This window comes from Acinetobacter sp. 228 (genome assembly GCF_048147885.1).
This window is the reverse complement of record NZ_JAYWYV010000004.1, coordinates 18514-40859: the sequence shown is the minus strand read 5'-3', so window position 1 is coordinate 40859 and position 22346 is coordinate 18514. Positions and strand designations below refer to the sequence as shown.

Annotated in this window: 24 protein-coding genes; 10 read left to right on the top strand and 14 right to left on the bottom strand. The window is 43.6% G+C overall.

The features are described 5' to 3' along the window. Positions 1–175 precede the first annotated feature (175 nt). The gene (gene map / locus VXQ92_RS04145; protein ID WP_064095289.1) at positions 176–970 is read left to right on the top strand and encodes a type I methionyl aminopeptidase; all 795 of its coding nucleotides are present in this window, start codon (positions 176–178) and stop codon (positions 968–970) included. Between the two features lie 266 nt (positions 971–1236). On the opposite strand, the gene VXQ92_RS04140 is transcribed toward map, so the two are convergent. The 4 genes from VXQ92_RS04140 to VXQ92_RS04125 form a co-directional block, all read right to left on the bottom strand. After that, the gene (locus VXQ92_RS04140) at positions 1237–2148 is read right to left on the bottom strand and encodes a LysR substrate-binding domain-containing protein (protein WP_064095290.1); all 912 of its coding nucleotides are present in this window, start codon (positions 2146–2148) and stop codon (positions 1237–1239) included. An 87-nt stretch (positions 2149–2235) separates the two neighbouring features. Next, positions 2236–2940 (bottom strand): SIR2 family NAD-dependent protein deacylase, encoded by a 705-nt coding sequence (locus tag VXQ92_RS04135; RefSeq protein WP_416680532.1) that lies wholly within the window; start codon positions 2938–2940, stop codon positions 2236–2238. Positions 2941–2959: 19 nt separating this feature from the next. Further along, on the bottom strand, positions 2960–3892 hold the full coding sequence (locus tag VXQ92_RS04130) for an alpha/beta fold hydrolase (RefSeq protein WP_144725217.1): 933 nt from the start codon (positions 3890–3892) through the stop codon (positions 2960–2962). A 20-nt stretch (positions 3893–3912) separates the two neighbouring features. After that, on the bottom strand, positions 3913–4455 hold the full coding sequence (locus VXQ92_RS04125; RefSeq protein WP_064102666.1) for a PadR family transcriptional regulator: 543 nt from the start codon (positions 4453–4455) through the stop codon (positions 3913–3915). A 165-nt stretch (positions 4456–4620) separates the two neighbouring features. On the opposite strand from VXQ92_RS04125, the gene VXQ92_RS04120 reads away from it, so the two are divergent. From VXQ92_RS04120 to VXQ92_RS04110, 3 genes are all read left to right on the top strand, one after another. Further along, positions 4621–6645, top strand: coding sequence for an FAD-dependent oxidoreductase (locus tag VXQ92_RS04120; protein WP_416680530.1), 2025 nt, complete (start codon positions 4621–4623; stop codon positions 6643–6645). Between the two features lie 180 nt (positions 6646–6825). Continuing rightward, a complete protein-coding gene (locus VXQ92_RS04115; protein WP_416680527.1) occupies positions 6826–7236 on the top strand; it encodes a nuclear transport factor 2 family protein in 411 nt (136 codons plus the stop codon). A gap of 70 nt (positions 7237–7306) precedes the next feature. Further along, positions 7307–8419, top strand: a complete 1113-nt coding sequence (locus VXQ92_RS04110) for a YheT family hydrolase (RefSeq protein WP_416680526.1) — start codon at positions 7307–7309, stop codon at positions 8417–8419. Positions 8420–8476: 57 nt separating this feature from the next. Here the strand turns inward: VXQ92_RS04110 and VXQ92_RS04105 are convergent, their stop codons facing one another. Beyond that, a complete protein-coding gene (locus VXQ92_RS04105) occupies positions 8477–8905 on the bottom strand; it encodes a hypothetical protein (RefSeq protein ID WP_416680524.1) in 429 nt (142 codons plus the stop codon). Positions 8906–9130: 225 nt separating this feature from the next. Here VXQ92_RS04105 and VXQ92_RS04100 point away from each other — a divergent pair, with 225 nt between their 5' ends. From VXQ92_RS04100 to rodA, 6 genes are all read left to right on the top strand, one after another. Beyond that, the gene (locus VXQ92_RS04100; protein ID WP_416680523.1) at positions 9131–10771 is read left to right on the top strand and encodes a CTP synthase; all 1641 of its coding nucleotides are present in this window, start codon (positions 9131–9133) and stop codon (positions 10769–10771) included. 31 nt (positions 10772–10802) lie between these two features. Beyond that, complete coding sequence (gene kdsA / locus VXQ92_RS04095; protein WP_416680522.1) at positions 10803–11660, top strand: 3-deoxy-8-phosphooctulonate synthase; 858 nt, start codon at positions 10803–10805, stop codon at positions 11658–11660. Positions 11661–11705: 45 nt separating this feature from the next. After that, positions 11706–12995, top strand: coding sequence for a phosphopyruvate hydratase (eno, locus tag VXQ92_RS04090; protein WP_416680521.1), 1290 nt, complete (start codon positions 11706–11708; stop codon positions 12993–12995). Positions 12996–13002: 7 nt separating this feature from the next. After that, positions 13003–13398 (top strand): cell division protein FtsB, encoded by a 396-nt coding sequence (gene ftsB, locus VXQ92_RS04085; RefSeq protein ID WP_081406324.1) that lies wholly within the window; start codon positions 13003–13005, stop codon positions 13396–13398. Continuing rightward, a complete protein-coding gene (gene ispD, locus VXQ92_RS04080) occupies positions 13367–14080 on the top strand; it encodes a 2-C-methyl-D-erythritol 4-phosphate cytidylyltransferase (RefSeq protein ID WP_416680520.1) in 714 nt (237 codons plus the stop codon). The genes ftsB and ispD overlap by 32 nt, the downstream gene beginning before the upstream one ends. Positions 14081–14193: 113 nt before the next feature. Further along, entirely contained in the window at positions 14194–15333 is a 1140-nt protein-coding gene (rodA, locus tag VXQ92_RS04075) for a rod shape-determining protein RodA (RefSeq protein ID WP_064095303.1), read from the top strand. 152 nt (positions 15334–15485) lie between these two features. Here the strand turns inward: rodA and VXQ92_RS04070 are convergent, their stop codons facing one another. The 9 genes from VXQ92_RS04070 to VXQ92_RS04030 all read right to left on the bottom strand — a co-directional run bounded on the left by VXQ92_RS04070 (position 15486) and on the right by VXQ92_RS04030 (position 22316). Next, the gene (locus VXQ92_RS04070; RefSeq protein WP_004278714.1) at positions 15486–15788 is read right to left on the bottom strand and encodes a cyd operon YbgE family protein; all 303 of its coding nucleotides are present in this window, start codon (positions 15786–15788) and stop codon (positions 15486–15488) included. A 3-nt stretch (positions 15789–15791) separates the two neighbouring features. Then, positions 15792–15893 carry a cytochrome bd-I oxidase subunit CydX gene (gene cydX / locus VXQ92_RS04065; protein WP_004278713.1) on the bottom strand — a complete coding sequence of 34 codons (102 nt, stop codon included), beginning with the start codon at positions 15891–15893 and terminating at the stop codon, positions 15792–15794. 25 nt (positions 15894–15918) lie between these two features. Continuing rightward, positions 15919–17064, bottom strand: a complete 1146-nt coding sequence (cydB, locus tag VXQ92_RS04060) for a cytochrome d ubiquinol oxidase subunit II (protein ID WP_004645267.1) — start codon at positions 17062–17064, stop codon at positions 15919–15921. Beyond that, the gene (locus VXQ92_RS04055; RefSeq protein ID WP_064095306.1) at positions 17061–18647 is read right to left on the bottom strand and encodes a cytochrome ubiquinol oxidase subunit I; all 1587 of its coding nucleotides are present in this window, start codon (positions 18645–18647) and stop codon (positions 17061–17063) included. The genes cydB and VXQ92_RS04055 overlap by 4 nt, the downstream gene beginning before the upstream one ends. Then, a complete protein-coding gene (gene cydP, locus VXQ92_RS04050) occupies positions 18647–18838 on the bottom strand; it encodes a cytochrome oxidase putative small subunit CydP (RefSeq protein WP_004645265.1) in 192 nt (63 codons plus the stop codon). The genes VXQ92_RS04055 and cydP overlap by 1 nt, the downstream gene beginning before the upstream one ends. A gap of 437 nt (positions 18839–19275) precedes the next feature. Continuing rightward, entirely contained in the window at positions 19276–20328 is a 1053-nt protein-coding gene (locus VXQ92_RS04045) for a porin (protein WP_064095307.1), read from the bottom strand. A gap of 314 nt (positions 20329–20642) precedes the next feature. After that, entirely contained in the window at positions 20643–21056 is a 414-nt protein-coding gene (locus VXQ92_RS04040; protein ID WP_064095308.1) for an HIT family protein, read from the bottom strand. Between the two features lie 31 nt (positions 21057–21087). Further along, the gene (locus VXQ92_RS04035; RefSeq protein ID WP_064095309.1) at positions 21088–21357 is read right to left on the bottom strand and encodes a YARHG domain-containing protein; all 270 of its coding nucleotides are present in this window, start codon (positions 21355–21357) and stop codon (positions 21088–21090) included. A gap of 86 nt (positions 21358–21443) precedes the next feature. Beyond that, positions 21444–22316, bottom strand: coding sequence for an NAD(P)-dependent oxidoreductase (locus tag VXQ92_RS04030; protein WP_064095310.1), 873 nt, complete (start codon positions 22314–22316; stop codon positions 21444–21446). Between the last annotated feature and the right edge of the window lie 30 nt (positions 22317–22346).

Genomic DNA, 22346 nt, shown 5'->3' with positions numbered 1-22346 from the left:
GTAAATTTATAAGATTTCGGTCGATGCATTTAAAATGGGTTATTTATTGTTTGTATAAATATTCAACAGGAGAAATGCCGAGCCCTAAGAAAATTGCTGTATTAAAGGGCAAGAGGCGCGACATATTGCGTAAAAAAGGGATTATAATTCACGGATTCATAGTGAGGATAGGTATATGCGCGCTCCAGCGATTGGTCTTAAAACTGAGCAAGATATTGAAAAACTGCGGATATCCGGTCGTCTGGCTGCAGAAGTTTTAGCAATGATCGGGGAGCATGTCAAGCCTGGGGTCACGACTGAATATCTGGATGATCTCTGCCATGATTTTATTGTAAACACCTTGAAAGTGACGCCAGCCAATATTGGTTATTATGGCTATACCAAAACCACCTGTATTTCACCGAATGAAGTGGTCTGTCACGGTATTCCATCATCGAAAATCGTTTTACAAGATGGCGATATTATCAATATTGATGTCGCGATTATTAAGGATGGTTATTTTGGTGATACCAGCCGGATGTACTATGTCGGAACGCCATCTCCAGAAGCCAAGCGACTGGTCAATACCACCTATGAAGCCATGGTGGCGGGAATCCATGCTGTAAAGCCGGGCGCAACCTTGGGCGATATTGGTCATGCCATTCAAACCGTTGCTCATCGTGAAGGTTATTCCATTGTGCGTGAATACTGCGGTCATGGTATTGGAAAAGTCTATCATGAACAGCCAAATATTCTGCATTATGGTCAGCCCGGTCAGGGCATTAAACTGGTTCCGGGCATGGTCTTTACCATTGAGCCAATGGTGAACATGGGCAAAGCGCGGGTAAAAGAACTGAAAGATGGCTGGACTGTGGTTACTACAGATAAGTCATGGTCTGCACAATGGGAACATATGGTCTATGTGACTGAAACCGGTTTTGAAGTCTTGTCGCCTTGGCCTGAAGGCACGGGCGAGTATCCTGAAATTTAAAATATCAATTAGATGATTTTATTAGGATTCACTTACTTACAGCAATTACAAATCCATTGTTCTTGCTGACGAGAACATACAAAACACTACAAAAAACAGTGGTTTAAGATCATGTATCTGTTTAAAGTAAGAGTCAGATACATAGATTCCCTTGTTTTTGATCACTAGGCTGTAGTGAAAGTTTCTCTGGCTCATTTTTCCCCAAGAATGAGCTATTTTTTTGTCTGGGCGTTCTATTTTATTCAAAATATATTACTTAACTATAGTTAAGTATTTAAGTTATCGTGATTTAATTCGGCAACCAGATAATCAATGAAGACCCGGACAGCGGGCAATAAGCCGCGACGTGAAGGATATACTGCATGAAAAATACCATGCGGCGCTTTCCAGTCGGGAAGTACCCGAACCAGTTCACCACTTGAAATATAGTGTTCGACCACGTTATCTGGTAATAAGGTCACTCCTGAGCCTGAGGCGGCCAGTTGTGCCAGCATATTCAGGTCAGAACCCATAACGGTTGGATTGACACGGATTTTTTTCTGCTCTTGCTGTCCGTTTTGTAGGGTCAGAAACTGTTCGGGATGGTCTTCTGCCATACTCAGGATTTTATGTTCAGACAGTTGTTCTGGGTTTTTCAGGTCACCAAATTCATTCAGATAACCCTGACTGGCAAATAAATGCTGTTCAATTTTTTCAAACTGTCGAATCACTAGATTTGGATCGTCATCCAGGCTAGAGCGCACGCGTAAAGCCAGATCAAAACCTTCATTGATAATATCGACCCGGCGATTGGTGATCATCATCTGGACTTTAATTTCGGGATATTTTTTCAGGAAATTTGGCAGAATTTTTGCCATTTCGTTCTGGGCGATCGATACCGGAAGGCTGACTTTAATGGTTCCACGCGGTTCAGTGCTGAGATGATCGACCAGATCATGGGCGGCTTGCGCAGCATTAAGCATCACCTGTGCATGCCGGTAAATATTCATGCCGATATCAGTCACAGCAAAATGCCGTGAACTGCGCTGGATCAGGCGTACTCCAAGTCGTTCTTCAAGATTATAGACGCGGCGGCTGAGCTTGGATTTGGGAATATCAGTGGCTCTTTCGGCTGCACTAAAGCCGCCATGTTCAACCACTTGAGCAAAACAGTAAAAATCATCCAGATCCGTCAGCATCGTTTAATTCCATTTCTGCAACAATAGGCTGATTAAAAAGAGATTGTTGCGCCGTGTCAACTATAGAATGCAATTACTGAAAGACATTTAAACTTTAGGATCAAATAGGCTAAGCAATGTTTTCATGCCTTCTGTCGCAGTCTGGGAAATCTTATGAAACTGGGCTGGTAAGTACTGTTGATCTGCTTTGGGATCAATATAGTAGGCAGCGCATTCAGGCGGAATTTCATGGATTAAACCCGCCACCGGATAAACCTGTAAACTGGTGCCAATGACGACTAAAATATCGGCATCTTGTATACAGGCTTGCGCATTGGTATAAGCAGGCACAGCCTCGCCAAACCAGACCACATGCGGGCGCAGTGGATATCCCGCCTTACAGAAGTGCTTGTTTAAATCTAGCTCAGTACCTTCAATGGGGTAAAATTCGGTGGTGTACTGGCAATTTGGTCCTGAAGTTTTGGTCAAGCGGATATTGCCATGCAGATGAATGACTTTGGAGCTGCCGGCACGTTCATGTAAATCATCAATATTCTGAGTAATTATATGCACATCAAAGTTATCTTCAAGATTGGCGATCAGCTGGTGGGCTGCATTTGGCTGTGCTTCCAGAATATTTTTACGACGTGCGTTATAAAAGCGTTGCACCAGTTCCGGATTTTTGGCCCAAGCCTTAGGTGTGGCCACATCTTCTATACGATACTGTTCCCAAAGGCCATTACTGTCGCGAAAAGTGTTGATACCACTTTCGGCACTCATGCCTGCACCTGAAAAGATCACCATTTTTTTCATTATTCTGTCTCCTGAGTTTTTAGGCGACTACAGGGCTAAACTGAGTATTTTCCTTTAAAAATACGCCAAGTTCCTTTGCAAATTTTAAGGGCTCAGTCAGTAAAGGGGTATGGCCCGACTTGCTGAAAAGTACTTGTTTGGCCTGAGGCAGGCTTTGGGCAATCAGATGCTGTCCCTCAATCGGATAAAGCTTGGATTGTACACCGCTAAAGAAAGTCACCGGGCAGCTAAGTTGAGCCAGAGCTTCGCGGTAGTCCTCGCGATGGTACAAATAATTATTAATATACCATGCCATATAGTCCACCCGGCTGGAAGGTAATAACAGACTTTGCAGTCGTGGTTGATTCAAAATGAATTCGAAAGCTTTCAGACTATATTTTTGTTCATTTTGTAGCTGAATAAACTTTAACCATAGGGTGGCAATGTGTTTACGCACAGAAACGTCAAGGTTGCGGATCAATTCAACTTGCTGGTATTGCGCAAGTAGGGCAGAGAGCTGCTGCAGGATGTCGATAAATTCCTGATGGCGTGGACCAAAAAGGCCAAAAGCCCAGGCATCATCGACTGGTATTTTAGGGGTTTGATCAATATGCAAATAAGCTGTTATATGTTTGGCAAAGTTACCATAGTGCAGCCCATGCATGGTTGTCGTCGCGCCCATAGAGTAAGCAATCACAATGAATTTATCTAAATTGAGCTGCTGGACCACTGATTGAATATCCAGCCAGTGACTGGAAATCGCATCCAGATCTGGCGGAATTTTACAGCGACTGGAAGCCCCAAAGCCGCGCCATTCCGGAATAATAAAACGGAAATTTTTCTGATGCGGATAGAGAAAAGCTTTCCATTGCCAGCTCAGCATGCCAAGACCGGAGAGGACCAGTACCGGTTGTCCTTGACCGTATTCACGAACAAACAGCTGTTCACCATCTGGCATGCGATAAAAAGGCATGTGTATCTCCGTATTAAAGGTTATTTTTCATCAAACTGTTTGAGCCGGGGAATAACCTGTTCCAGCCAGGCAATCCAGCCCAGTTCCTGATCAATACCTAATTGGAGGATCATTTTATGAATATACAGGGTGCGGTCATTTTCGTCAGCTTGGGCAAAGTCTTTGGCAAAAATTTGCTGATAGGTCATGAGCTTTTCTTTATGCAGTTCCAGATGGCGTTCCAGTTCAGGCAGAGTACTGTTCCCGCCAAGCTGGGCTTCGGCACGCAGACGCACCATCAGTTCTTCGCGCAGTTGTGCTGGTGAACTGTGTTCTAGCATCCAGTTGGCCAGTTCTTCCCGACCGAGGCGTTCTACCTGATAGGTTTTTTTACGGCTATTTGAATCTTCCTCTTCTATCGTCGAAATCCAGCCTTTTTGCAGCATGGCATTTAGTTCACGATAGATCTGCTGATGGGTAGCATTCCAGAAAAAACCCATGGAACGGTCAAAACGACGTGCCAGTTCAATGCCGGTACTGGGCTTTTCGATCAGGCTGGTGAGTAGAACATGCGATAAAGACATAAACGTCTCAAAAAAATGACTCTGGATTATTATGCAACATGTTGCATAAAAATCAATTCTGCACTATAAATTAGTGCAACAAGTTGCATAAGGCTGATATCTGATAGAAGTAATCAGTCAGCCTGAATAAAAATAGCCAGCACGTTTGCACGCTAGGGAGTTGAAATGTCTAAATATCCGAATTTACTTGCCCCACTGGATCTGGGTTTTACTACGCTTAAAAACCGTGTCCTAATGGGCTCTATGCATGTGGGCTTGGAAGAAGCACCGGGTGGTTATGATCGGATGGCTGCTTTTTATGCAGAGCGTGCCAAAGGTGGAGTAGCATTAATTGTCACCGGCGGAATTTCTCCGAACGATCATGGAGTGACTTTTCAGGGTGGATCCAAGCTTGATACAGTTGAAGAAGCTGAAAAGCATAAGGTGATTACGCAGGCAGTGCATGAAGCTGGCGGTAAAATTGCCATGCAGATCCTGCATACCGGACGATATTCCTATCAGGCAGAAAATGTCGCGCCGTCACCGATTCAGGCACCGATTAATCCGGTTAAACCGCATGCTTTGACTTCTGCAGAAGTGCAACAGACCATTGATGATTTCGCAAATTGTGCCAAGCTGGCTCAGTATGCTGGTTATGACGGTGTGGAAATCATGGGTTCGGAAGGCTACCTGATCAATGAATTTATCGCAGCACGTACTAACCACCGTGATGATGAATGGGGCGGCAGCTATGAAAACCGGATTCGCTTCCCGATTGAAATCGTGCGCCGTACCCGTGAAATGGTAGGTGAGAACTTTATTATCATTTACCGTCTTTCAATGCTGGATCTGGTAGAAGGCGGTTCAACATTAGAAGAAGTGATTCAGCTGGCCAAGGCAATTGAAAAAGCGGGTGCTACCATTATCAACACCGGCATCGGCTGGCATGAAGCGCGTATTCCGACCATCGCCACCAAAGTACCACGGGCAGCCTTTACCTGGGTAACACGCAAGCTGAAAGGGCAGGTAAGCGTCCCGCTCATCACCTCTAACCGGATTAATACACCGGAAATGGCTGAGTATGTATTGGCTTCGGGTGATGCGGATATGATCTCCATGGCTCGTCCAATGCTGGCCGACTCAGAGTTTGTATTAAAAGCTGAACAGGGCCGTAGCGATGAAATCAATACCTGTATCGGCTGTAACCAGGCCTGTCTGGATCATATTTTCTCGATGAAAATTGCCACCTGTCTGGTCAATCCGCGGGCCTGTTATGAAACCGAGCTAATTTTTAAAGAAACCAATGTAGCAAAAAATATTGCCGTGATTGGTGCAGGGCCGGCCGGTTTAAGTTTTGCTATCTATGCAGCGAATCGTGGTCATCATGTCACTATATTCGAAGCCGCTGCGCAGATCGGTGGGCAGTTCAATATCGCTAAAACCATTCCAGGCAAGGAAGAATTTTATGAAACTTTACGTTATTTTAAGCGTCAGATTGAATTGCAACCACGTATCAAGTTATTGCTGAATCGTAAGGCGACTTTTGAGCAGCTAGTTTCTGCAGAATTCGACGATATTGTGGTGGCAACAGGGGTAACACCGCGCCAGCTTAATATCCCAGGTATTGATCATCCTAAGGTGCTGTCTTATCTTGACGTACTGAGAGAGCGTAAACCAGTTGGTCAGCGTGTCGCGATTATTGGTGCAGGCGGTATTGGTTTTGATACAGCCGAGCTTCTCAGCCATGGTGCCGAAAGTGGTAGCGTCAATCCGGAAAAATTCTATGATGAATGGGGTATCGATACCGACTATGAAAATGTCGGTGGACTTAAACCTGCCCATGTAGAACAACCGCAGCGTGAAATTTATTTGTTGCAACGTAAACCAGCTTCTGTGGGTTCCAGTCTGGGTAAAACCACCGGCTGGATTCATCGTACAGGCTTGAAACACCGTCATGTAAAAATGATTGCAGGGGCAAGTTATGAAAAAATTGATGATCAAGGTTTACATATTGTCGTAAATGACAAACCTGCATTGCTGGAGGTCGATCAAATTATCATTTGCGCCGGTCAGGAATCTCATACTGCTATGTTTGATGAACTGAAAGCGGCAGGTAAAAGTGTTCATCTGATTGGTGGTGCGAAAGAGGCAGGTGAGCTGGATGCCAAGCGCGCAATCCGTCAGGGTGCTGAATTGGCTGCGGTTATCTGAAAATATTAAAACCTGCTTTCCTCCCTCTCCTTTAATAAAGGAGAGGGTTAGGGAGATGATTTAGAATAAAAAATCCCCCTTGCGAAGCAGTACTTCTCACCTTTAATAAAGGGGGGAATCCTGTCTATTAAAAAAGCATTTAAGCGTTTATTAAAAAAGATCAAAAAAAAGGACTCCAAAATGACCATCGAAACTACAAGAAAGTCCATTGCGCGCTGGCATGAGATGCTGGAAAAGGGTGATCTGTCGATCTTGAATGAGCTGCTTGCTGAAAATGTGGTATTTCGTTCGCCAGTGGCTTTTCAGCCTTATTCTGGAAAACAGGTGGTATTCTTTATCCTATCCAATGTAATTCAGGTCTTTGAAAATTTCACTTATCACCGTGAATTCTTCAGTGAAGATGGTAACAATGTCGTACTTGAGTTTTCTGCTCAAGTGGGCGATAAGAAACTGAAAGGAGTTGACATGATTCATTTTGATGATGAAGGTCAGATCACTGACTTTGAAGTCATGCTTAGACCTAAATCCGGACTAGAAGCTTTAGCCTTACATATGGGCCAACGGATGCAGTCATTCCAAGCTAAAACTTAATTCGAATTATTGATATCAAGTCGGCATGAAATTTGTAAATCACAGCTAGTAACGCTAGAGGGGATGACAGATGAAAATGTTGCTTAAAAAAATGGGTCAGCTTTCCAGTGAATATCTGGACCGCTTCAGTGGAGCAGATCAGCCGACCCTCTATTACAATCCGAATGGTATTTTTTCAGGATTAATTGAATATTTACCACAACTTAAACAGAAATACCGTCCTACGCCGTGGCTAGCCAATGCACATGCACATATTCTGTATCTGGATCTGATAAAAAAACGGACCATCAAGCTGAGATATGATTTGCTTGAGCAGCTAAAAATGTCAGATGGCGGTATTACCGGTATTGCATGGTATGGTCTGGATCTTCCTGCAAATACACCTACCATTGTTTTATTGCATACGATAACCGGTTCTCCTGAGTCAATGCGGGAACTGGTACGGGATCTGCATAAATATACCGGTTGGCGCGTGGCTTTATGCTTACGCCGTGGCCATGCCCACCTGCCAATGCCTGTCCCTAAAATGAATCTTTTTGGTTCGACCCAGGACTTGCGGGAACAGTTGCTTTATATCCAGGATAAATTTCCTCAATCCGATCTTTATGGGGTTGGCTCATCTGCCGGTACAGGTTTGCTTGTCCGTTATCTCGGCGAAGAAGGCGAACAGACACCATTAAAAGCCGCATTTGCCTTGTGTCCAGGCTATGACATGGAAACGGGATTCGATTATGTCCATCCATTTTATAGTAAGGTCATGACCAAAAAACTGATTAAGCGTTTTATCCAGCCTTATCAGGAAACCTGGCAAGTCTGTCCGAGCTGGAAAAGATTACTGGAAGTTAAAGATCTATCCGAGTTTGAACGACTCTATTTTGAGCTGGCCGGATTTAAAGATTATGTGAGTTATACGCAAGCCACCAATCCTATCTACGTCTTTGAAAATGTCAAAATTCCATTGATGATTTTGAATTCCGAGGATGATCCGGTTTGTAATATCCGGAATCTGGAGCCTCATAAGGATAAAATCAGAGCCATGCCGAATATTGTCGTGATTACCACTAAAAGAGGCAGTCATTGCGGTTTTTATCAAGGCTTGATAAAAACCGAATCATGGGCCACTCGTCTGATGGCAGATTACCTGATTCATTTATCTCGTACGCAAGTACAGGCATCTGCCTAAAAAGTCTTAATAAAAAACCCAGCAGATGCTGGGTTTTTTTGATGAATGATCTTGTAATTAGTTAAGTGCTGGCATTGCTGCGGCAATCGCATCAGCAACTGCATCATCTTCAGACTTGTTTTCTGGGTCAGAATTGGTTTTAGGTGCAGGTGCAGGTGAAGCAGGTTTTGAAACAGGCTCTTCACTGGTTTCCTTCACTGGTGTTGGCTCGCTCGTTTCCGGCTTTTTGATTTCACGGCGGATTTCAGTCGTTGTGTTTTCAGTTTGCTCATGTTGAATTTCAACCGTTGGCACCGCTTCTTCAATGACTTCTTCTTCTACTACCGGCTCAAGCGGTTCAAATTGTACCGGTTCTGGAGTTGAGATTTCTGATGCTGGAGCAACTTCTACTTGTTCTTCTTCTTTTGGTGCTTCTTTTTTTACACACGCAGTTAATGTCAGGCCAGTCAGGATTAGGGTGGAGATTAAAAGTTTCTTCATCATCATTGCATCAAACATAAAAGTGTGGAGGGGATACACCATTATAGCAGCAAAATGCAAGATAGAAATCATATGAACTTACTGTAATTTTTTAGGGGAATTGCTGTTAGAATAGTCAATTGTTTATTGTTCTTTGAATTGATGCGGATTGACTTTGCTTTCTAGGTACAAGGTAAAGTAAAATTGCGCAACATTGCAGGCCGATTTAGGCTCGATTGTACGAGAAACCCAATGACCCATTTTATTTTCGTTACTGGTGGTGTAGTTTCATCACTAGGTAAAGGTATTTCAGCTGCTTCTGTTGCTGCACTTTTAGAAGCTCGTGGTTTAAAAGTGACCATGGTAAAAATGGATCCATACATTAATGTCGATCCAGGGACAATGAGCCCATTCCAGCATGGTGAAGTTTTTGTTACAGAAGATGGTGCTGAAACAGACTTAGACTTGGGTTACTACGAACGTTTCTTGCGTCGTGCGAAAATGACCAAACTGAATAACTTCACATCAGGCCGTGTTTACCAGGATGTTCTGAACAAAGAACGCCGTGGTGACTATCTAGGCGGCACTGTGCAAGTTATTCCACACATTACTGACAATATCAAAGAGCGTGTACTTCGTGCAGGCGAAGGTTATGACGTTGCGATCGTGGAGATCGGCGGTACTGTAGGTGACATTGAATCTCTCCCATTCATGGAATCTGTACGTCAGTTGATGGTTGAACTTGGTCATAAACGTACCATGTTAATGCACTTAACGTTACTCCCATACATTAAGTCTGCAGCAGAATTAAAAACCAAACCAACACAGCACTCTGTTAAAGAACTCCTGTCGATTGGTATTCAGCCAGACATTCTCATCTGTCGTACAGAGTATGATGTAGATGCCGATACAACGCGTAAGATTGCATTATTTACCAACGTTGAAGCACGTGCCGTTGTGGTATGTAAAGATGCACGTTCGATCTACCAGATTCCACGTACATTCTACGAACAAAATGTTGATGATTTAATCTGTGAACGTTTTGGCTTTAACGATCTTCCTGAAGCTGATTTAACAGATTGGGATAACGTGGTAGAAGCCTTACTAAACCCTGAATACACGGTTCGTGTGGCAATGGTTGGTAAATATGTTGAACTTCCAGATGCCTATAAGTCGGTAAATGAGGCACTTCTACATGCGGGTATTCAAAACCGTGTGAAAGTTCAGATTGACTACGTAAACGCTGAAGAGCTTGAAAGCCAAGATGTAGCAGAAGTATTGAAAGATGCTGATGCGATTCTGGTTCCAGGTGGTTTCGGTGAGCGCGGTACTGAAGGTAAAATGAAGGCGATTCAATTCGCACGTGAGAACGGTGTGCCATTCCTTGGTATTTGCTTGGGTATGCAGTTGGCTGTAATCGAATACGCACGTAATGTTGCGGGTATTGCAGATGCGACTTCGACTGAATTTAACCGTTCAACCAAATCTCCATTGATTGGTCTGATTACTGAATGGCTAGATGAGCGCGGTGAAGTTCAGCAACGTTCTGCTGACTCGGATCTGGGTGGCACGATGCGTTTAGGTGCGCAAAAATCTGAACTGGTTGCAGGAACTAAAACTGCAGAAGTTTATGGTTCTGAAGAAATCATCGAGCGTCACCGTCACCGTTACGAGATGAATAACCGTTATATTCCTGTGCTGGAAGAAAAAGGCATGAAGATTTCTGGTTATTCTCCGGTACAACATCTGGTAGAAACTGTTGAAATTCCTGCACATCCTTGGTTTATTGCAGTACAATTCCACCCGGAATTTACCAGCTCGCCACGTGATGGACATCCATTATTTGCCAGTTTCATTGATGCTGCAAAAAAGCAGTACCAAAAAACCAAATAATGCGAGTTTAAGACACAACTAGGAAGTTTAAATGTCACAATTAAAACCACAAGAAATTGTACGTTTAGGCGATATACAAATGGCAAACCACTTGCCATTTGTACTATTCGGCGGCATGAACGTACTCGAGTCTAAAGACCTGGCTTTTGAAATTGCAGAGACTTATGTTGATATCTGCAAACGTCTAGATATTCCATATGTCTTTAAAGCAAGTTTTGATAAAGCCAACCGTTCAAGCCTGAACTCATTCCGTGGGCCTGGCCTGGAAAAAGGTCTCGAGTGGTTAGCAGACATTAAAAAACACTTTAATGTGCCGATCATTACCGATGTACATGAGCCGTATCAGGCGGCTCCTGTGGCGGAAGTTGCTGACATTATCCAGCTTCCTGCATTCTTAAGTCGTCAGACTGACCTGGTTGAAGCGATGGCAAAAACGGATGCCATCATCAACATCAAAAAAGCCCAGTTCCTGGCTCCGCACGAAATGCGCCATATTCTGCATAAGTGTCTGGAAGCGGGAAATGACAAGCTGATTCTTTGTGAACGCGGTTCATCATTTGGCTATAACAATCTGGTTGTAGACATGTTGGGCTTCGACGTCATGAAAGAAATGAATGTGCCAGTATTCTTTGATGTCACCCATGCCTTACAGACGCCAGGCGGTCGTGCTGACTCTGCCGGCGGTCGTCGTGCCCAGATTGCTACACTGGCACGTGCCGGTATGGCAACAGGTCTTGCAGGTTTGTTCCTGGAAGCCCATCCAAATCCGGATGTGGCAAAATGTGATGGTCCTTGTGCCTTGCGTTTATCTCAACTAGAGCCATTCCTCGCTCAACTCAAAGAGCTGGATACTTTAGTGAAAGGATTTGAAAAATTAGATACCCATTGATGCAGTTTTAAGCATCCTGTTATTCAATCAACTGAGGAATTGTTCATGAGTCAAATCGTTGACATTCGTGCACGTGAAATTTTGGACTCTCGTGGTAACCCAACCATCGAAGCAGACGTTATCTTAGCATCTGGCGTAGTTGGCCGTGCATGTGCACCATCTGGTGCTTCAACTGGTTCTCGTGAAGCTTTAGAACTTCGTGATGGCGATAAAGCGCGTTACTTGGGTAAAGGCGTTAAAACTGCGGTGAACAACGTAAACACATTGATTCGTGAAGCGTTAATTGGTAAGTCAGTATTCGAGCAACAAGACATCGATCATACGATGATCGCGCTTGATGGTACTGAAAATAAAGAAAAACTAGGTGCAAACGCAACTTTGGCAGTTTCTCTTGCTGCTGCGCGTGCTGCTGCTGAAGAAAAGAAAGTTCCACTTTTCCAATACATCGCAGATCTTCGTAACAACAGCATTTTAACCATGCCTGTTCCAATGATGAACATCCTGAACGGTGGTTCACACGCAGACAACAACGTTGATATTCAAGAGTTCATGATTGAGCCTGTAGGCTTCACTTCATTCTCTGAAGCGTTACGTGCAGGTGCTGAAATCTTCCATTCTTTGAAATCAGTTTTAAAGAAACAAGGTTTGAACACTGCTGTAGGTGATGAGGGTGGTTTCGCGCCGAACCTTCGTTCAAACGAAGAAGCAATTACTGTTATTCTGGAAGCAATTGAAAAAACTGGCTATAAAGCTGGTTCTGACATCATGCTTGCACTTGACTGTGCATCTTCAGAATTCTACAAAGATGGTCAGTATATCCTTGCAGGTGAAGGCAACAAGGCATTCACAAGCAACCAGTTCTCTGACTATTTAGCAGGTCTGGTGAACCAGTACCCAATCATTTCAATCGAAGATGGTCTGGACGAATCTGACTGGGAAGGTTGGTCTTACCTGACTTCTATCCTTGGCGACAAGATCCAGTTGGTGGGTGATGATTTGTTTGTAACGAATCCGAAAATCCTGCAACGTGGTATCAATGAGAAAGTCGCTAACTCGATTCTGATCAAATACAACCAGATCGGTACCTTGACTGAAACTCTAGATGCAATCTATCTTGCGAAAGCAAATGGTTACTCAACAGTGATTTCTCACCGTTCAGGCGAAACTGAAGATTCAACGATTGCAGATCTTGCAGTGGGTACAGCAGCGGGTCAAATCAAGACAGGTTCACTTTGCCGTTCTGACCGTGTAGCAAAATATAATCAATTACTTCGCATTGAAGAATTGACTCATGCTGCATATCGCGGTAAAGCTGAGTTCAAGGGTTTGAACTAAGCGACTTATGTCAATGTTATTAAATGTATTCGACTCTTTGATGAGTAAAGTACTGTTGGGCCTTGCGATCGTTCTGATCGCAGGGTTTCAATATTTATACTGGTTTGGTGAAGGTGGTTATCATGATCATCAGCAACTGACCCAGAAAATCCAGCAACAAGTAGAATTAAATGAAGAGCTAAAAGAACGTAATCGCGTTCTCGCAGCAGAAGTCTATGATTTGAAGAATGGTATTGAAGCCATCGAAGAGCATGCACGTTTAGATCTTGGCCTGATTAAGCCTCATGAAACTTTTGTGCAAATGAGTACCATCAGTACCCAATATAAACCGATCTATCTTAATCCTAATTCTAAAGTAGACCTGCGAACCAATGAGTCAGCTGAAGTACCAACTACACCCTAAACTTTGGGCCATTCTTCCAGCTGCAGGTTCCGGTAGCCGTTTCTCTAAAACAGAACTGAAACAATACCAGATGATTCAAGAGCAGACTGTTCTTGAACATACGGTGGCACGTCTAAATCAACTGCCTTTGGCGGGTTATGTTCTGGCGATTGGTGAACAGGATAATGTCGCAAAAACGCTACCGTTTTCCAGTCTGGAGAAGGCCCATTTTTGTCAGGGTGGTGCCGAGCGGGTGAATTCCGTGTTGAATGCATTGACTTATTTATCTCAAATCACTTCTGAAGATGACTGGGTGCTGGTACATGATGCGGCGCGTCCGTGTGTTAGTCAGGATTGTCTTCAGCAGTTGGTCAATGCGGCGATGACCAAGGATCAGGCTGCAATTTTGGCGATTCCGGTACGAGATACCCTGAAACGGGTCATGACGGGTTCTGATATTGAGGAAACGGTCGATCGCTCGATGCTCTGGCAAGCACAAACCCCACAAATGGCGAAACTGGGAGTCTTGAAGCGCGCCATTCAACAGGCGTTGAAAAATGGTGCAACCATTACCGATGAAGCCAGCGCACTGGAGCATATTGGTGAGCAGGTGAGTGTAGTTCAAGGGCGTTCTGATAATATTAAAATTACTTATCCGGATGATCTGGAACTCGCCAGGCTGATTTTACAAGCTCAGGCGTAAAAATGTATTCAAATAAAATTTAAATAAAAGCAGAATAAATCTGGCTATGGCGATCTATTCCCTATGGCTTTCACTTATAATTTTGCCATCATTCTTTTTTCACCTTCTGGCCAATGATACCTTCACAGCAGTATCGGTTTTTACGTCATTCTTTGCGTGATGGACGTAGTATTAACCCGCAAGATTCATCTCGATGGACCAAGTTGCACCTTGATCCGTGGTTATTGTGCTTTCTGATTCTGAATGCAATCCTGGGTTTAATGGTGGTGTATAGCGCGACCTCCGAAGACTCTGGCATGGTGGTGCGTCAGGCGATCAGTTTCGGAATTGGCTTTGTGCTGCTGTTTATCTGTGCGCAGATTCCACCGAAAGTCTATCAGGCGATTAGTCCATACCTGTATGCCTTCGGAATATTCATGCTGCTTCTGGTCTTTGTGATTGGTGAAAAACGTTTAGGTGCAACCCGCTGGATTACCTTGCCAGGGGTAGGAAGTATGCAACCGAGTGAGGTGATGAAATTTGCGATGCCTTTGATGATGGCCTGGTATTTTGCACGCAAGCCGTTTCCTCCCAAATTTTTGCATATTGTCGGGGCTTTGATTTTATTGGGGATACCATTTGTTTTAGTGGCACTTCAGCCTGATTTGAATATTGGTTTGGTGATTCCCGGTATTTTTGTTCTATTTTTAAGTGGGATGTCGTGGCGTCTGATTGGTGGTGCAGCGGCGGCAGTAGCCGTGGCAGCTCCGGCTGCATGGATGTTCGTACTACAGGAATATCAAAAAAAACGTATCACCACGTTGTTCGATCCGGAGTCAGATGCCTTGGGCGCGGGCTGGAATATTATCCAGTCCAAAATCGCCATTGGTTCAGGCGGTTCCACAGGTAAAGGCTATACTGAAGGTACGCAATCGCATTTGGGTTATCTCCCTGAACATCATACTGACTTTATTATGTCGACCTATGCCGAAGAATTCGGTTTTATTGGTGTTTTCCTGCTGTTCAGTTTATTCACTGCCATTATTATTCGCTGTTTGATGATTGGTTTAAACAGCTTTCATAACTTTGGCCGTTTATATGCTGGAGCCATGGGACTGACTTTCTTCTTCTTTGTATTTTTAAACTCAGGCATGGTGAGCGGGATTTTACCTGTAACTGGAGATCCATTGCCGCTGATGAGTTATGGTGGAACGGCAGTGATTTCCATGCTGGCCGGGATGGGCATTGTGATGTCGATTCATACCCATCGATAAATTATTCTAAAAGTTGGACTTTTTCCGGCTTTCTTATAGACTTAAGATAAGTTGTTTTAAAAATCCAGTTGGGCCAGAAGAAAAAAAGAATATTCTAGAACTCGTATTAAATTAAAAAAGCCCTCATTTGAGGGCTTTTTTAATTTAATACTTTAACTGAGAAACCAGGTGTAATAGCCCCAGATCATTAAAGGCCAGGCTAAAAATGGACTAAACAGCCATTTCCAGAACCAGTGGCGCGGCATAAAGCCCACACCATGGACAAAGCCTCCAGAAATACCAATCATAATATACATCATGGCACTATGGCTATATTCACCATTGGCATCCAGCATTGCGGAAGGATGAACCAATAACACGGCTGCGAGAGGAAAAGCCAGGAGGCAGGAAATCATCATCGCAAATTTGTTTGGTTTCTTGTCTACAACGGTTTTCTCAAGCGCAGCTTCGGTCATGTTTTATTCCTCATCCAGGTCTTGATGTTGTTCCATGTAAATGGCAGCAATTACACTGGCAAAACACGCCATCAGTACACCCAGAATCCAAGCAAAATACCACATAGTTGTCTCTCCTTAAGACATAGCCTTAGTACAGGCTATGTGAATTATCTTCAATGTGTTTGTTGGTAATCACGCCCCACATCTTGTAATAACACCAGGTGGTATAGATGAGGATCAGTGGAACAAAGATACAGGCAGCAACGGTCATAACGGTTAAGGTATTTTTACTAGATACCGCATCCCACATAGTCAGACTTGCAACCGGGTTAATGCTTGAAGGCATCAGGAAAGGGAACAGGGCAAAACCGGCAGTCAGGATGGCACCGATGACAGCCAGAGATGAACCTAGGAAGCTCAAGCCTGCTTTGTTTTTACCTGCTGCCAAGACAATGATCAAGCCACCCAAAATTCCGGCAATAGGCGCTGCCATCGTGATTGGATAAGTCGAATAGTTGTTCATCCAGCCTGGATTGGCATTGGTCAATACTTCTTTTGCGAGCGGATTAGCAACACCATTGGTATCAAAAGGTGTAACTAGGGTATAGCCTTGAATACCACCAAAGTACAGCCAAGCGCCTGCAGCCAGGAAGGTAACCAGATAAACCAGACCCATGATTTGTGTTGCTTTGGCAGAACGCTGACGTAGGTCACCATCTGTACGCAGCATTAACCATGCACCACCATGTGCACACAGCATCGATAAGCTGACCAGACCACAGACAATTGCAAACGGATTAAGCAGGGCAAAGAAGCTACCAGTATAAGTAGAACGTACAGTTTCATCTAAAGTAAATGGTACACCGAGGAACATGTTGCCGAATGCCACACCGAAAACCAAGGCAGGTACTGCACCGCCAATGGCTAGACCCCAGTCCCATGAATTGCGCCATTTGGTATTTTCCAGCTTTGAGCGATAGTCAAAGCCAACCGGACGCAGAAACAGGGCAAACAGGACCAGTAGCAGGGCCCAGTACATGCCGGAGAAGGCAGTTGCATAGACCATTGGCCAGGCAGCGAATAACGCACCGCCGGCAGTAATAAACCAGACCTGATTACCGTCCCAGTGCGGCGCAATGGTATTGATCGCTGCACGGCGCTCGCTATCATTTTTGCCCACAAATGGCATGATCGCCATGGAGCCCATATCGAAGCCGTCGGTGAGGGCAAAGCCAATCAGCAATACGCCGACCAGCACCCACCAAATGATTTTTAATAATTCATATTCGATCATGCTTGAGTCTCCCCATTTGACTTTTCTGCAGCTGCAAGCTTTTCAAAATGGTATTTACCAGTATGCAGTGAGCTTGGGCCAAGACGTGAGAACTTGATCATCAGATACATCTCGATAATCAGTAACACGGTATAGAATGCTGCCAATGCAAGGATTGAACCCCAGACATCACCTGTGCTTAAGCTTGATGCTGAAAGATGCGTCGGTAATACCTCACCAATAGTCCATGGTTGACGACCTACTTCTGCTACATACCAGCCAGTTTGCGCAGCAACCCAAGGTAAAGGCAGTGCAAATAAAGCAAATTTCAATAACCATGGTTTGTTTTCAGCATTACGTTTTGCTACCGCAAAAGTTGCCAGTGCAAATAGAAGTAGCATCAAGAAGCCAGAAGCCACCATGGCACGGAATGCCCAGAACAGGCTTGGTACGTGTGGAATGGTATCTTTAGCGGCTGCTTTGATTTGCTCTTCAGAGGCATCAACGACATTTGGCGTGTATTTTTTCAGAAGCAGACCGTAACCTAAGTCTTTTTGGCTTTCTTCAAAAGCGGTTTTTAGTTCTGGAGACTGATCACCAGCACGTAATTTTTCCAGTTGCGAATAGGCCACCATACCATTGCGGATACGCGCTTCATGCTGAACCAGCAGGTCCTTAATACCTGTGACTTGTTCTGTAGTAGAACGTGTGGCAATCAGACCCATCACATAAGGAATTTTCACTGCATAATCTGTAGTCATGGTTTCCTTATTCGGGATACCGAACAAAGTAAATGGCGCAGGTGCAGGATGAGTATCCCATTCTGCTTCAATTGCTGCCAGTTTGGTTTTTTGTACATCGCCCAGCTCATAACCTGATTCATCACCCAGTAAAATCACTGAAAGTGTAGAAGCAAGCCCAAAGATAGCTGCAATGGCAAAAGAACGGCGTGCAAAAGGCAGGTCACGTTTTTTCAGCATGTAGTAACTTGAAATAGCCAGTACGAAGATGGCACCTGTGACATAACCCGCAGATACGGTATGCACAAATTTAACCTGAGCGACCGGGTTAAAGATCAGTGCAGCAAAGTCCACCATTTCCATACGCATGGTTTCATAGTTAAATGCCGAACCGACCGGGTTTTGCATCCAGCCATTGGCGACCAGAATCCAGAGTGCGGACATGTTCGAGCCTAAAGCTACCAGCCAGGTTACGGCCAGATGTTGCACTTTGGAAAGACGATCCCAACCAAAGAAGAACAAGCCAATAAACGTCGATTCAAGGAAGAAGGCCATCAAACCTTCAATCGCCAGCGGTGCACCGAAAATATCACCGACATAATGCGAGTAATACGCCCAGTTGGTTCCGAACTGGAACTCCATGGTCAGGCCGGTGGTTACCCCTAAGGCAAAGTTAATACCAAACAGTTTTCCCCAGAACTTGGTCATGTCTTTATAGATTTCTTTGCCGGAAATCACATAGGTGGTTTCCATAATGGCAAGCAGAAAAGCCAGGCCTAAAGTCAGTGGAACAAAAATAAAGTGATACATCGCGGTCATGGCGAACTGGAACCGCGAGAGATCGACCACGCTTTCAGAAATCATCAACGTGTCTCCTGGATTTGGGAAGGATTACCGGCGATACGCTCGGCGACTTGGTTATCAAAATTTTTAGGAATCGTAGGCGCATCAAACCAGATATTTTTAATTATCATTAGTAAAATAACCTTGATAATTAAAATGGCGGTTATTTCTCTAACCACTCTCTGGTTTAGATTTTTGGGAACTAAGCTCATTCGACTAAGCCTGTTATATGACTTGTTGTATATTATTAATCTATTGTAACTAAAAAATAAATAGACGATACAGTTTAAATAAATATATATTTATAAGTATTTGAAAATAATAAATATATATTTATATGAGTTAAAATTTATTCTAAATATTTTTTTATGTAATTTTATTGGTTTTTAAATCCGACTAAAATGCTTATATTTATATATTTTAATGTAGATTATTTTGGTTGGAATAATATTCTCCTATTTTTAAATCTGATTAAAATGCTTGGTTTTAAAATAAAGAATAAAATTAATCAAACTAAATTGGTTGGTTTTATAAGGGTTGAATATCAGTGTCACAATCTTTCTCATCTTATTTATTTTGATAAAAAACACGCAAAAGAAAGAACATGCTGGAGGCATGTTCTTTTTAAGCTTTGTGAGGGAGGCTGGACTTAGAAGTCGTAACGCATGCCTAGGGAAAGTCCTAAACTGTCTTCACCGCGTACTCCACCTACAGTATTGGTACGACCTTGTGCCCAAGGGGTAAGGTTTGAGTTTTCATCATTTAGTACAGTTGCTATGTTGCCATAAATGCGGACTGTTGGATCTAAACGGTGCTCAAGTCCGATTGCCAGCAAAGTTGCATTCGCATCATCAGCATCGACATCGCGGTGGAATACTTCACCACGGAATGAGGTTTTTGGTGCAAATTTATATTCACCGGCTACACCAAATACTTGTGCATCTGGGTTTGCTTCAGAGTTATCGTGTTGAAGGAATTGGTATAAACCACCCAGGTTGAATTCAGGTGTGATTTTGTAAGCACCTGCGATACGGAAACCATCGCGCTCACCACGGGCAGCTTCTTCTTCGTAATGTTCATATGCAGCGGCGAAATCAACTTTACCTTCTTTATAGGTTAAAGCGAGGTCGTATGCCTTGTCTTTGTCTTTAGCGCCATCTTTAGTGGCGTCCGGGCTATTTGCTTCATGAAGTGACAAAGCCCCCAACACATTGAAACCGCCAGCAAATTTAGGTGATTTATATTCAATCGTATTGGCATTACGTTCATCAAAACGTAAGTTGCCAGCGCGGGTGACATTACGAATATCACCAACCATGTCACCAAAAAAATTGACCGGGCCACGTGCAACTTTAAACGGGCTGTCAAAGCGACCTACACGTGCTTGACCAAAGTCACCTTTTAAACCGACAAAAGTATCGCGGGTTGCAAATTCGAGATCATCATTTGCAGAACCACTAGAAAAGTTAATTTCTTGTTCAATTTGAGCAAAAACAGTCATTCCGTTTTCTAATTCTTGTTCAGCTTTAAAGCCTAAGCGTGAAGAATTTGAAGAAAGCCCCACTTCATTATAATCTGCACCATCATCCAGATAATCTAAAGAAACGTGTGCGCGACCATACACTTTAACATCAGCAGCAGCTGCCATGACCGGTGTTAAAATTGTTGCCCCAACTGCTAATGCGCAAAGAGTTTTTTTCATGTGTAGCTCCAATAAGACTTTTTTGGTCCTAACAAAGGTGTTGTGGTAGCTTTGTTAAATTTTGCTACCGTCCTGTATTGGTGCTAAGTATTAATTACAAATAAGACAGTAAGATTAAGGAAATATTTCAAATCTATTAAATGTTTCGTTTTGTAAAAATATTGGGTGTGGGCGAATTTGTGTTCTAAAAAATTATTACTATTCAAAATTTTGTCTTGGTATTTTTTATCAGCTTTTCTAAAGCGTAAATTAAAATGCACGATGAGGGCGAAAAAAATGGAGCCGAAGCTCCATTTTTGGATGTTAAGAATTTCTTAAAGGGCAGCTTTGATTTTCTCGGCCAAGGCTTTGATTTTTTCCTGATCGCCCATCTGCACAGCATGTTTGCCAAGATTGTGTAAAGAGGTTGGCACCAGATGAAAATGTATATGCGGTACCGTCTGACCCGCTGCAGCGCCAGATAACTGCATCAGTACGATGCCATCTACCCCTAAACCTTTTTCAATGGCTTTTGCAACTTTCTGTACGATCTGAATCGTATAAGCAGCCGCTTCAGGTGGCAAATCCAGTAAAGTGATTGCAGGAGTCTTCGGAACTACCAGTGTATGACCGTCTGCCTGAGGCATGATGTCCATAAATGCAAGAACTTGGTCATCTTCATACACTTTTATCGCAGGAAGTTCACCGCGTAGAATTCGTGCAAAAATATTCTGATCATCATAAGTCATAAGTACATTCCTTGAGCGTCATTAAACTGAATTATTTACAGTTCAATTCTTTCTGACGTTCTTTGATTGCGTCAAGACGTTGTTGCTCTTTTTCCGAGAATTTTGGCTTGGTTGTATAACAATTATCATTACCGAACTTGGCTTTTGCTTCAGGATCTTTGAAACAGAAACCTTTAGACGCGTAAATTACGTCGTGATCATTTTTTAATTTTTTGCACTCTTGTTCAGATGCAAGAACCGATGTTGAAGCCCCGAACAAAGTTGCAAAGCCAATCAATGCTGCAACAGAAAATTTCTTCATGAGAGTTTCCTCTGGGTTATCCACTATTTGTACCTGCTTAACAGTCACAATATGAGGTTTCGTTATCATTATTCAATGGCGAGATATTACTCAATGGTAATATTACTCCATGATTCATACATTTTTACAGCACTGGAAAAATCACTGTTTTTATCCGATAGATCGCTAGCTGCCTGAATCAGGTTCTGGGTTAAAGATAACACAGGTGCAGAAAGTTTGGCTTCGCGGGCGAGATCGATTGCAATCCCGGTGTCTTTGGCCAGAAGTGGCAGGGCAAAGGTTACAGGAAAACTTCGATTTAAAATCCGCTGTGGCAATACGGTTTCGGTCACCATGCTTTTCCCACTTGAAGCATTAATGCAATCTAGTGCTTCATGCAGATTTACTCCATGTGCTTTCAGGGTAGTAAAGCCCTCAGCAACGGCACACAGGTTTACAGCCATTAACATATTATTTACCGCCTTCACAGCAAAACCCGCACCAGATTCACCCACATGCTTGATCAGTTTGCCAAAAGCCCGCATCGCAGGGAGAGCATGTTCATAACCCTGTACATTGCCACCCACCATCACAGTTAAAGTACCATTTTCAGCACCAATGGTCTGGCCACTGACAGGTGCATCCAGAAAAATCACCCCACGTTCAGCCAGTTGTACTGCCAGTTTTTGCGCTGAATCCGGTACGCCACTGGTACAGTCGACCCAGACTGAGCCGGATTTAAGCGGTAAATCTTCCAGAAGTTGCTCTACATCGGTACTGGTTGGCAGGCAGGAAAAAATCACATCTGCCTGAACAGCCTGTTCAAGGCTAACAGCCTGGGTGCCATATTCAGCAGCATGCTCTTCTGCCTTGTTGAAAGTACGGTTCCAGACATAGACCGTATCAAAATGCTTGGGTAAATGTGCTGCCATACGATAACCCATTGCACCTAAGCCGATAAATGCGACTGACTGAATCATGCTGTACCCTCTGCATATGTATAAATATAT